Consider the following 11,820-nt stretch of genomic DNA (forward strand, 5'->3'; position numbering starts at 1 on the left):
CCTGCCCGGACGTCGGAGAGAGACGGTAACGGGACATGCTTCTATGCTACCGAAAGGATTCGCTCATGCGTTCCAGCATGGGGCACCGTTTCCTCCCCGGCCTGAAGGCCGGGGTATCCACGGCGCAAATCCGATGACCGGGATGCCTGCTCCCGATCGGCTGCGGGGCCGGCTTCGCCTGTCCCATCATCTGTGGCCCGTGCTGCTGACCGCGACACTGATCGGTCTCGGTGTCCTTGGCCTCGTGCTGCTGCCGGTGCTCAGCCGGCGGGCACCGCTGCTGCTGGTCGCGTTGCGCCCGACCTGGGGGGTGCTGGTGCTGGTCGGGGGCACGGTGCCGTTCGTCCCGACGCTGCTGCTCGCGGCGCTGCTGCGGGGTCTGCTCGATGTCGGCTACTTCGCCCTGGCCCGTAACAACATCCGCTCGGTGCTGCTGCGTTCGCTGGGCGGCAGCCGACTCGTCGCGGCACTGACGCGCCCGAACACCCGCACGCCGCTGCTGTGGTTCTGTCTGGTGAACACGAACGTCGCGGTGGACGCGGCTCTGGGCGCCGGTGATGTGCCGATGCGTCGCTTCCTGCGGTTCCTGGCGGTCGGCTCGTTGCTGCAGACCGCCGTGTACCTGGCGGCGGCGCGCGCGGCCTCCCCCGGTATGCGGCAGGCGGTGGACTGGCTGGACGCGCACATGACCTGGTTCGTCGTCGGAGGGCTCGCGCTGGCACTCGTCCGCATCGCACTGCGATCGGTACGGCGTGCGGCGCGAGACGCTCGCGGAAACGGTCGCGACACGCCGACCTCCGACATCCACCGGCCGCGAACAAACAGTCAATCCGTGGACAGATCGGGACGAGAGTAGGAACCTCGAAACGGTGACGGACCGCCTTTGTCATGGTCCGTTCGTCCGGTGCCGAATCCGGCCCGGTCCCGTTCCCGTCTCCGGAGCCCGCCATGTCCCCCGCGCGCCCCTCCCCATTCGGCAGTTTCCCATCCGGCAGCTTCCCATCCGGCGGTTTCCCGGTGGCCTGCGCCGTCCCGCCGCACATCCTGGAACGCATCGCGCGCCACGGCAGCGAGCCGCAGCGCACCTGGGCGTTGGCCACGTTGATGCGCGACAGTTCACACCGTGCGATCCGCGCCCATGACTCGCTGCTGCGTGCTCTCGGTGACGGGGACGAGCCGACCGCGCCGGCCGAAGCCCCCCGGCCGCGCCGGACCGTCGCCGACGCCGTCGGTCTGGAGAAACTGCCCGGTGTCACGGTACGTAGCGAGGGCAACGGGCCCGTCGAGGATCCCGCCGTCAACGAGGCCTACGAGGGGCTCGGCGCCACCTACGACTTCTACGCGACGGTTCTCGGCCGCGACTCGATCGATGACGCGGGTATGTCCCTGGTCGCCAGCGTTCACTACGGCGACCATTACGACAACGCCTTCTGGGACGGCGAGCAGATGGTCTTCGGCGACGGCGACGGTGAGCTGTTCAACCGTTTCACACTGTCGCTGGATGTCATCGGCCACGAGCTGACCCACGGCGTGACCGAGCATGAGGCGTCGCTGGCGTATGTCCAGCAGTCCGGCGCACTCAACGAATCCATCAGTGATGTGTTCGGTTCGCTCGTTCGGCAGTACGGCCGGCGCCAGAGCGCGCAGCAGGCTGACTGGCTCATCGGCCAGGAGCTGCTCGCCGATTCGGTGCAGGGCGTCGCGCTGCGTTCGATGAAGGCGCCCGGCACCGCCTACGACGACCCGGTGCTCGGGGCGGACCCGCAGCCGGCGCGGATGTCCGACTACGTCCACACGGCCACCGACAACGGCGGCGTGCACATCAACTCGGGCATCCCGAACCGGGCGTTCTATCTGGCGGCGCTCGCCCTGGGCGGTCACGCCTGGGAGAAGGCCGGGCCGATCTGGTACGCCAGCCTGCGTGCCACCCGCATCCAGGAGAACGTGTCGTTTCGGACGTTCGCCGCCATCACCGCTCGCCAGGCGGAGGAGCTCTTCGGCCCCGAGGAACGGCGTGTGGTCAGCGAGGCCTGGCGGGAGGTGGAGGTCATCCGCTGAACCCGCCGCGGGCGGCGGCGGGTTCCGGTGACGGGTCGAGCAGGGCCGCCCCGCCCAGCCTGTCCTCCCCCGCACGTAGCCGGACGAGGGTGTGTGCCGACTGGCGGGCCAGCAGAGTGAGCGCACTGACCACCACCGGATCGACCGCGCTGCGGTTCTTCGACCACCGGGCGGCGATCGCGCCGAGCAGACCACCCTCGCCCGACAGCGGCACCAGGAACACCGAGCCCAGCATGAACCGGGTCGCCATCTCACTGTTGATCAGTGGCGATTCGCGGGCGTCCGCGAGGAACAGCGGTCCCTGGGAGCGCAGCGCGGCCTGCAACATCCGACCGGCCTCGGGCTGGCGGGCCTCCCCGAGCGGAATCACCGGCGGCCCGCCGGAGCGGGTCCGCGAACCGAACACCCGGTAGATCGTCGAACCGGGCACCTCGGACAGCAGCAGGACCAGGTCGTCGGCGCCGACAAGGGCCTGCGCCACATCGGTGATCACCCGCACGGCATGGTCGAGGTCCTGGGCGAACCAGAGCCGGTCCAGGTCGGCCAGGGCACCGTTGACCAGCGACAGGGCGTTGGCTTCGCGGCGTGCCTCGAGCAGGGCCATGACCTGCCCGGCCAGGGCTGTCAGCGCGCGTCGATGGCCCACGCTGAGGCGCCGCGGGCACCGGTCGACCACGACCAGCGCGCCGAGCACCGCTCCCGACGCGGCAAGGATCGGCGCTCCGGCGGCAAACCTGATCTGTTCCCCGGCGGCATACCGCCGGCGGGACACGTCGGCGTCGACGGTCAGGTCCTGCAACTCCACGAAGGCCCGCTCGGCGATCACCCGCGTCGCGATCCCGCACTCCTGGGCCAGGATCGAGGAGCCGGTCCCGACATGCGTCTTGGACCATTCACGGTCACCGTCCCGGAAGATGATCGCGGCCGCGGCGCAGCCGGTCGCCTCCACGGCGATCGCCGCAAGGGCCTCGAAGGGAGGCTCCGGGGACCTCCGCAGGATGTGCAGATCGTCGAGGATCGCCCGGTCCTCCAGTCGGGGGCTCTCCTTCTCACTCGGACGCGCACCGTTCCCGTTGGAGGTGCCAGAGCCGTTGGAGGTGCCAGAGCCGTTCGGGGTGGCAGAGCCGTTCGGGGTGGCAGAGCCGTTCGGGGTGAAGGTGGCGATGGGTGAGGCGGTGGCGGCGCGGCGTGGGGCCGCCGGACGACCTCTGGCGCCCATCGGGTGGCTGCCGGTCGCCTGGGCCTGCAGCAACGCGGTCATCCGCATGGCCGGCAGAGGCGGGGAGATCACCGTTCCCTGCAGCAGGTCACAGCCAAGATCGATCATCATCTTCTGGGTGCGTTCGTCCTCGATGCCCTCGCCGACCACGCGCAGGCCGAGGCGATGGCCGAGTTCGATGACGGAACGCACGATCGCCGCGTCCGGCGCGCTGCCACTCGCGTCCGTCACGAAGCCACGATCGATCTTGACCTCGTCGAAGGGCAGGGCCTTGAGGATCTCCATCGAGTTGTAGCCGGTGCCGAAGTCGTCCAGGGAGACCTCGACGCCCTGGGCGCACAGCTGGCTCAGCATCTCGGCGGCCCGCTCCGGCTGGGTCAGCACGGCGCTTTCGGTGATCTCCAGGGTCAGCGCGTCGCTGGGCAGACCATGGGCGTTCAGCGCGCCGACCACCGCCCGCGGCAGGTCGTCCAGCACGAACATCCGCGGGGAGAGGTTCACCGACACCGCCAGGTGCAGACCCGCGGCGTTCCAGGCGGCGCACTGGCGGGCGGCCTCGCCGAGCACCCAGCGGGTCACGTCCGCGATCATGGGCGATCGTTCGACCAGGGACAGAAAGTCACCGGGGGCCAGCAGGCCGCGGGTGGGATGGTTCCACCGCAGCAGGGCCTCGGCGGCCACGATCGCGCCGGAGTGCGCGGACTGCAACGGCTGGTAGAAGAGCACCAGTTCCTGACGGTCGATCGCGGCGCGCAACTGCGCGTACAGCGCGATCTGCGCGGGCTGCACCCCGATCAGGCCCGGAGCCCAGACACCGATGCTCTCCCCCTCGTGCCGGGCCCGGGCAAGCGCCACGTCCGCGCAGGTCAGCAGGCCCGCCATCGTCAGGTCGTCGCGGGGTGCGACGGCGATCCCGACCGAGGCGTCCATGGCGACATCGACGGCGCAGACCCGGAAGGGCCCCTGCACCCGGTGCAGGACCTGGCGGGCGAACTCCGCCCGCGGATCGCTGTCCGTCGTCGACGGCGCCGCGCCCACCGCTGCCGCTGGCGCCGCTGATGCCGCTGATGCCGCGACGGTGGACGGTGCGGTGGGGTGGCGAAAGACCAGGACGAACTCGTCGCCGCCGGCGCGTCCGACGATGGCGGGCGAGGGGGTCATCGTCCGCAGGCGGCGGGCGACGTCCTGGAGGAGCTGGTCGCCGCCGGCGTAACCGAACGCGTCGTTGATCTCATGGAACCTGGTGATGTCGACCAGGACGAGGACCGCCTCGTCGCCCTGCGCCACGATCGAGGCGACCACGCGTTCGCCGTGGTGGAGGGTTCCGCTGCGGTTGGGGAGCCGGGTCAGGGCGTCGATCTCGTCCTGGCGCGGTCCCGAACGCAGGCGCAACGTGCCGGCGGCGACGACGCACAGCACGGCGGCCATCGCCGGCCCGCCGACGGTCGGCAGATCATCGCCCACGCAGGCACCGAGGGCGAGCATGGCCACGGCGAGGCCGAGGATCGCCAGCGCCGCGGGGAGACGCGCCCAGGCCACATAGATCGCAAGCGCCACGAACCACAGCAGGTAGGCCGACGCCTCGTCCGACGACGACGCCCGAGCCAGCCCGATCCCGAGCACCACGGCGGACGCCGCCGCGACCACCGAGGGCACCCACACCGACCATGACCGGGTCGTCCAACGGACGACGAGGCTGGCCGCCGCGGCCGCACAGACGAACCAGCCGATCCACCAGGGCTGCAGGGCCGACCCCGGAAGAACCACCGCGAGCAGGAATACCGCAGCTATGCCGAGGAGAACCAGGACCCGCCTCTGCTCGGAACGTCTCCACTCGGTGCCCACGAAATGATTCCCTCCCCCGCCGACCCAGGTCCGTCAGGGTCGGTACACCCCGGGCCGTCACACCCACGAGTCTTCGACGCGTCCGGTCACGAACTGGAGCGACGCAGACCACCCGGCGGCCCGGCGGCCCGGCCAGACGAGGGCGTCCGTGCGACCTGGCGGGGCCTGTCTGCACGTTGGATGCGCCCGCACTCGACGGGCTGTACGGGCGGGCGCAGGACGGTCCCGGGATGCCGCGCCGCCGCCAAGGCGAGGGTCAGGCTTTCTTTACCATGTCCGGCGTGGCCCGCCGTCTAACCTCGCAGACAGCACCTTCACCCTACGTAGAAGCCACCCAGGAACCCCATATCACCTAAACCTGGGTACCTTATCAGAACGTATACGGTACAAGCGGATCCGCGCACGACAGACGGCCACGAGCCAGACGATTGACGCAGGACAAAGAAAATCAACGGTCAAAGCCGGCGGGGTGTTGACCCCCGGTTCGGAGACCGTTGTCAGCCCTGCCTCGGCAAGCACACCGGCGGCACACGGATGCCAGAAATCCGCATTACGGACATAACACCACAACGCCGCAGATGCACCCATGTGCGCATGTAGGCAGAAGTGGGAGTCGACTTCCCCTGGCGACCTCGCGGTGCGGCTAGTGCGCGGCTTCGTCCCAGGTGCGACCGGAACCGACGCTGACGTCGAGGGGTACCGACATGGTGTAGGCAGCGGACATTTCCGTGCGGACGAGCTCCTCGACCTGCGCACGCTCGCCGGGGGCGATCTCGAGGACGAGTTCGTCGTGCACCTGGAGCAGCAGGCGGGAGGTGAAGGCACCTTCTCGCAGCGCCCGGTCCACACCCAGCATGGCGATCTTGATGATGTCGGCGGCGGAACCCTGGATCGGGGCGTTCAGGGCCATCCGTTCGGCCATCTGCCGGCGCTGGGAGTTGTCACTGGTGAGGTCGGGCAGGTAGCGGCGGCGACCGAGGATGGTCTCGGTGTAGCCGTCGCGGCGGGCGCGTTCCACGACGCCTCGCAGGAAGTCCCGGACGCCGCCGAAACGGGCGAAGTAGGCGTCCATGTGCTCACGTGCCTCGTCGGGGGCGATGCCGAGCTGGGAGGCCAGCCCGAACGCGGACAGGCCGTAGGCCAGACCGTAGGACATCGCCTTGATCCGTCGGCGCAGCTCCGGGTCGACCTCGGCCACGGGCAGGCCGAACGCCTCGGCGGCGACGAAGGTGTGCAGATCCTCGCCGGAACCGAAAGCCTCGATGAGACCTTCGTCGCCGGACAGATGCGCCATGATCCGCATCTCGATCTGCGAGTAGTCGGCGGTGAGGAGTTCCTCGTAGCCGGCGCCGACGACGAAGCCCTGCCTGATCTGGCGGCCCTCGGCGGTGCGGATCGGAATGTTCTGCAGGTTCGGGTCGGTGGAGGACAGCCGGCCGGTCGCGGCGATGGTCTGGTTGAACGTGGTGTGGATGCGCCCGGCATCGTCGATCATCGGCAGCAGCGAGTCGATCACCGTCCTGAGTCGGGCCACGTCCCGGTGGCGCAGCAGGACCGGCAGCAACGGGTGGTCGGACTGCACGGCCAGCCAGGCCAGCGCGTCGGCGTCGGTGGTGTAACCGGTCTTGATCTTCTTGGTCTTGGGCAGACCGAGCTCGTCGAACAGGATCTGCTGGAGCTGTTTGGGTGAGCCGAGGTTGAACGAGCGCCCGACGAGCTCATGGGCCTGGTCCGCGACGGTGGTGACCTCGGCGCCGTAGTGCTTGGCGAGCTCGAGCAGATGGTCCTGATCCGCGGCGATGCCGGCGCGTTCCATCCCGGCGAGCACCGTGACCAGCGGCAGCTCCATGTCCCGCAGCAGGGTGGCGGCGCTGCGGCGCTCGAGGTCGGCGTCGAGCTCGTCGGCGAGCTCCAGGCAGGCCCGGGCCCGCACCGCGTCGGCCTGGGACTGTTCGGCCTCGCCGGACCCGTCCAGGGTGAGCTGGCCGTCGCCCGCGGGTTCGGCGGACAGGTCCCGGTGCAGGTAACGGGCGACCAGATCGCCGAGGTCGAACGTACGCTGGCCGGGCAGGGCCAGGTAGGCGGCCAGCGCCGTGTCGCTGGTGACACCGGCGAGGGTGAGGCCGAGCTCGGCGAGCGCGAGCATCGGACCCTTGACGTCGTGGCCGGCCTTGGGCCGGGCCGGGTCGGCCAGCCAGGTACCGAGCGCATCGAGATCGGCCGGGGTGAGGGTGGTCGGGTCGATCCAGGCGGCGGCGCCGTCGGCGGTGGCCAGGGCCAGCCCCGACAGCAGCCCCGTGCCCCGCCCCCAGGTACCCCGGACCTGCAGACCGGTGCGCCCGGTGCCGCGGGCGTGCGCCGCGAGCCAGTCGGTGACCTCGTCCGGACCGAGGGTGGTGACCTCGATGTCGAACCCCTCCTCCACCGGCGGCGGCGTGGTGGCCAGCGCCGCGTAGAGGCGTTCGCGCAGCACCCGGAACTGCAGGGTGTCGAACAGCTGGTGGACGGCCTCCCGGTCCCACGGGCGCTGGCGCAGGTCGTCCGGCCCCACCGGCAGGGGCACGTCGCGCGCGAGCTCGGTCAGGGAACGGTTACGTATCACCGACGCCAGGTGCGCCCGCAGGGACGCCCCGGTCTTCCCGCCGATCTCGTCGGCGCGGTCGACCAGTTCCGCCAGGGAACCGAACTGCTGGATCCACTTGGTGGCGGTCTTCTCCCCCACGCCGGGCACCGAGGGCAGGTTGTCGGACGGGTCGCCGCGCAGCGCCGCGAAATCCGGGTACTGCGTCGGGGACAGGCCGTACTTCGCTTCCACCTCGGCCGGGGTGAAGCGGGTCATGTCCGAAATGCCCTTGCGGGTCATCAGGACCGTGACCTGGTCGTTGACGAGCTGAAGCGCATCCCGGTCGCCGGTGACGACGAGCACCTGCATGCCGGCCGCGCTCCCGGCCGTGGCGAGGGTGGCGATCACGTCGTCGGCCTCGAAACCGGCGGCGCTGACCCCCACCACCGCGAGCGCCTCGCACACCTGGTGGATGAGACTGACCTGCCCGACGAAATCGGACGGCGTCTCGGCCCGGCCGGCCTTGTACTCGGCGTACTGGGTGTGCCGGAACGTGGGCGTCGGCAGATCCCACGCGACGGCGACGTGCGTGGGCCGCTCGTCACGCAGGACGTTGATCAGCATCGAGGTGAACCCGTAGACGGCGTTCGTCGGCTGGCCCGTCGTGGTGGAGAAGTTCTCCACCGGGAGCGCGTAGAAGGCCCGGTAGGCCAGCGAGTGCCCATCCAGCAACAGCAGACGCGGGGCGGCGGCGTCAGTGGCGGTGGCACCGGCGGACGCGGCGGTGCGGGCGCGGCTGGCGGACCGAGCGGCGCTCGCCCGGCCGGAGGACGATGTCGACGAGGTCACGGGCACGCGGCGAGTCTAGGCGGTGGGTCCGACAGTTCGGGACACCGGCGGAGCGGGCGTCCGACGGGCACCGTGTGGACACGAACCCGACAGTGGCGGGCAGCGGCCATGATTAGGCTCGGCGAGATGACGACGACGGACGCGGATCCTCCGAGCTCGGCTGGTACCCCCGGGCAGGGACCCACACCTGGCGGTGATCCCGGCGCCCCCGAGACGCCCGCAACCCCCGGAACGCCTGAAACCCCCGAGGCGGAGCTGGTCGCCTACCTCAACGGGGTCCGCGGCGAACTCGAACGGCACATGGGCATCGTGTTGACGGAGGCGGCGGCCGAGCGTGTGGTCGCGACGATGCCGGTCGAGGGCAACCGGCAGCCGTACGGGCTGCTGCACGGCGGTGCGTCGGTGGCACTGGCCGAGACGGTGGGGTCGATCGGCGCGACCCTTGGCGCCCCCGCGGGCTCGCTCGCCGTGGGTATCGAGATCAACGCGACCCATCACCGGTCCGCCACCGCAGGGACGATCACCGCCGTCGCCACCCGTCTGCACGGCGGGCGCACACTGGCCACCTACGACATCCGGATCACCGACGAGACCGGACGCGCGGTGTGCACCTGCCGACTCACCTGCATGATCCGTCCCGGCTCGCGGTAGCCGGTGGTAATCCGAACGGACACACCAGGCGGAGACCGGTACATTGACCGGATGCGGCGAGGGGCCTAGCCTCATCGCCCGTGGCACCCGGGTCCTGCGAGTAGACAACGTGCGGACGCGGGGAAGGTCCGGACGGCACCAAAGCCGGTCCCGGGTGCCGCATCCAGAGCCCCCCGCGCGGCGACCCGCGGGGGCGTCCACAGCGCCGTGGGTCATGGCTTCGCCAGGGTGTCGACGGGGCCGAGCACCGTCCGTCGGCCGTCACGGATCCGGTAGACGTACACGGTCGAGCCGTCCACGTTGCCGTCCTTGCGGAAGGTGATCTGCTTGGTGACACCGGGGATGTTCACCGAGCCGAAGGCGGCCACCAGCGCCGAGCGGTTCGCCGCGTCCCCGAGGCGGCGCACCGTGTCGATGATGGCGTTGGTGGCGTCGTAGGCCTCGCCGGAGTAGGTCCCCGGGCGGATGCCGCTGTTGACCGAACGGAACTTCCCGACGAACCCGGCGGCGGCCGGGTCGCTGTTCGGATCCCCACAGGCGCAGGTCAGCAGGACGCCCTCGGCGTTACCGGTGCCGGCCTGGCGGATCAGCTGGTCGTCGTTCGACCCGTCCCCGGAGACGATCCTTCCGGTGAAGCCCTTGCCCCGCAGGGCCCGCACCAGCAGCGCCAGCTCGGAGTAGTACCCCGAGTAGTAGAGGACGTCCGGGTCCGCGGCGATGATTTTCGAGGCCTCCGAGCCGTAGTCCTTCGTCGGGTTGATCCCGTCGTGGGTGACGTTGAGGCCGTGCGCGCTCAGTGACCGTTCCAGCGCGCCGGACAGGCCGATGCCGTATTCGCTGCGATCGTCCAGGGAGAAGACCGTACGGGCCTTCAGCACCTTGGACAGGTACTCCGCGGCGGCGGCGCCCTGCACGGTGTCGGGGGCGATCACCCGGAAGAAGGTGGTGAAACCGAGATCGGTCAGGCCTGGTGCCGTGGCCGACGGGCTGACCGAGAGCAGCCCGGCCGCGCTGTACAGCGGCTCGCTCGCCTTCGTCGGCCCGGAGAACACCGGTCCCACGACCGCGAGGATGTTCGGGTTGTCGACGAGCTTCTGCGCCGCGGTCGCCCCCTGGTCCGCGAGGCCCTGGTCGTCGGAGGCGACGATCCGCAGCCGGAACGGCAGGTCGGGACGCTGGTTGGCGAGGTCGACGGCGGTGAGCATCCCCCCGTAGGCGTTCAGCCCGAGCTGCTGGTTGTCTCCGGACAGCGGCCCCTGGAAACCGAGCAGGTACTCCTTCTTGCCCTGCTCGCCGTCCGATCCACCACAGCCGGCGAGGATGGCTCCGGCCACCATCGTGGCCGCGATCGCGAGTGCTCCCACACGCCGTCCTGCCACCCTCATGCCACGCCCTCCGTAGCTTCGCCGCCATCATCGATGACTACAGGTATCCGACAGATAACCTGTTGTGACGAAACCTAGCCGAGCGAGCACATCCCATGGACACTTTAGGTAAGCGTGTCGTCACCATTCGTAGCTTTACCGGGATGGCGGAGGCTCGGTGCCGCCCAGCGGACGGGTGGTGTCAGCGGGTCTGGGTGCTCAGGGCGACGAACCGTCCGGCGAGAACGGTGTAGAGCGCGACCGACGGGGAGCGGGTGTCGCCGTAACGGTCGAAGCCGACCGTCCCGCTGACACCGACGAAGGAGCCGCGTCCGATCGCGGCGACGAGATCGCGCCGGACGGTGGCGTCCACGCCGGGACGCCCGGGCAGCACGGTCGCGGCGGCCCGGATGATCGCCCGGGCGGCGTCGTAGGCGTAGGCGGCGACGGCCGGGAGCGCCTCGGCCCGACGCTGGGCGAGCTTCACGGCCGCATCGTGGTCGGCCTGCTCATCGGCGCTGCGACTGGGCGCCGCGGCCGGTGTCGCGGTGTCGGCCTCGGCCGGGTCCGCCGCCGGTGTCGCGGACGCGGCCGCCGAGGCGGTGCCGCTCGTGCGCGACGCGCGGGTCTCGTCGGCCTGCCCCGGGCCGGGCACCCCACCGAAGCGCTGCGCGTAGGCGGCGACGAACGCCCCGGCCGCCGGCAGCCGGGTCGGCGCGGTCAGCAGGCTGGTGATCAGGTCCCCGTCGGCCGCGCTCTTCGCCTCGTCCAGGTAGCGCGGGCGCAGCAACGCGTCCGAACCCAGCACCTGGACGGACAGCCCTCCCTCGGCGAGGCGGGCGCGCAGCTTGCCGGCGAACGACGCGTCCGCGTCCAGGTAGATCAGATCGGGCGCCTCCCGCTCGAGGGACGCCGCCACCTCGTCGACCGGCGGGTCGTCGCCGTCACCGGAACGCACCGGGTACGTCGACGTCACCGAGGCGCCCAGCGCGGTGGCCCGAGCCGTGAACCGATCGGCGAGTGTCGTGCCGTAGCGGGGTTCGCCGTCGACGACCGCGATGTGGCGACGACCGAGTGTGCGCACGGCGTACTCGGCCGCCACCTGCGCCTGCAGGTCGTCCGTGCCGGTCAGGCGGAAGTAGCTCGGGTAGGGCCGGGTCCGCGGCCCGCCGCCCCCGCCCGGGGGGGCCGGGGGGGGGGTGGCAGGCGCGGCGCCCCGCCCCCCCGCCCCGGCGCGCGGCCGCCCCCCCCCCCCCGCGCCCCCGGGACAG

General features: G+C 71.0%; 7 protein-coding genes. 3 read left to right on the plus strand and 4 right to left on the minus strand.

Going from position 1 to position 11,820, the window contains the following annotated elements:
- The first annotated feature begins 142 nt into the window (after positions 1–142).
- Both MXD61_RS04410 and MXD61_RS04415 read left to right on the plus strand, forming a co-directional pair.
- Positions 143–856: a hypothetical protein gene (locus tag MXD61_RS04410; protein WP_248811576.1), complete on the plus strand. Its 714-nt coding sequence runs from the start codon at positions 143–145 to the stop codon at positions 854–856.
- Positions 857–1,017: 161 nt separating this feature from the next.
- Positions 1,018–2,058, plus strand: a complete 1,041-nt coding sequence (locus MXD61_RS04415; RefSeq protein WP_248811577.1) for a M4 family metallopeptidase — start codon at positions 1,018–1,020, stop codon at positions 2,056–2,058.
- On the opposite strand, the gene MXD61_RS04420 is transcribed toward MXD61_RS04415, so the two are convergent.
- Both MXD61_RS04420 and polA read right to left on the minus strand, forming a co-directional pair.
- Positions 2,048–5,122, minus strand: coding sequence for an EAL domain-containing protein (locus MXD61_RS04420; RefSeq protein WP_248811578.1), 3,075 nt, complete (start codon positions 5,120–5,122; stop codon positions 2,048–2,050). The genes MXD61_RS04415 and MXD61_RS04420 overlap by 11 nt on opposite strands.
- A gap of 643 nt (positions 5,123–5,765) precedes the next feature.
- A complete protein-coding gene (polA, locus tag MXD61_RS04425) occupies positions 5,766–8,420 on the minus strand; it encodes a DNA polymerase I (RefSeq protein WP_251079431.1) in 2,655 nt (884 codons plus the stop codon).
- 240 nt (positions 8,421–8,660) lie between these two features.
- Between polA and MXD61_RS04430 the strand changes: the two genes are divergently transcribed.
- On the plus strand, positions 8,661–9,185 hold the full coding sequence (locus tag MXD61_RS04430) for a hotdog fold thioesterase (protein WP_248811580.1): 525 nt from the start codon (positions 8,661–8,663) through the stop codon (positions 9,183–9,185).
- A gap of 212 nt (positions 9,186–9,397) precedes the next feature.
- On the opposite strand, the gene MXD61_RS04435 is transcribed toward MXD61_RS04430, so the two are convergent.
- A complete protein-coding gene (locus MXD61_RS04435) occupies positions 9,398–10,570 on the minus strand; it encodes a branched-chain amino acid ABC transporter substrate-binding protein (RefSeq protein WP_372511925.1) in 1,173 nt (390 codons plus the stop codon).
- Between the two features lie 181 nt (positions 10,571–10,751).
- Positions 10,752–11,820, minus strand: a 1,069-nt coding sequence (locus MXD61_RS04440; RefSeq protein ID WP_248811581.1) for an ABC transporter substrate-binding protein, incomplete at its 5' end; no start/stop codon positions are given.

Origin of the sequence: Frankia sp. AgPm24 (genome assembly GCF_023243055.1) — a bacterium.
Classification (GTDB): domain Bacteria; phylum Actinomycetota; class Actinomycetes; order Frankiales; family Frankiaceae; genus Frankia; species Frankia umida.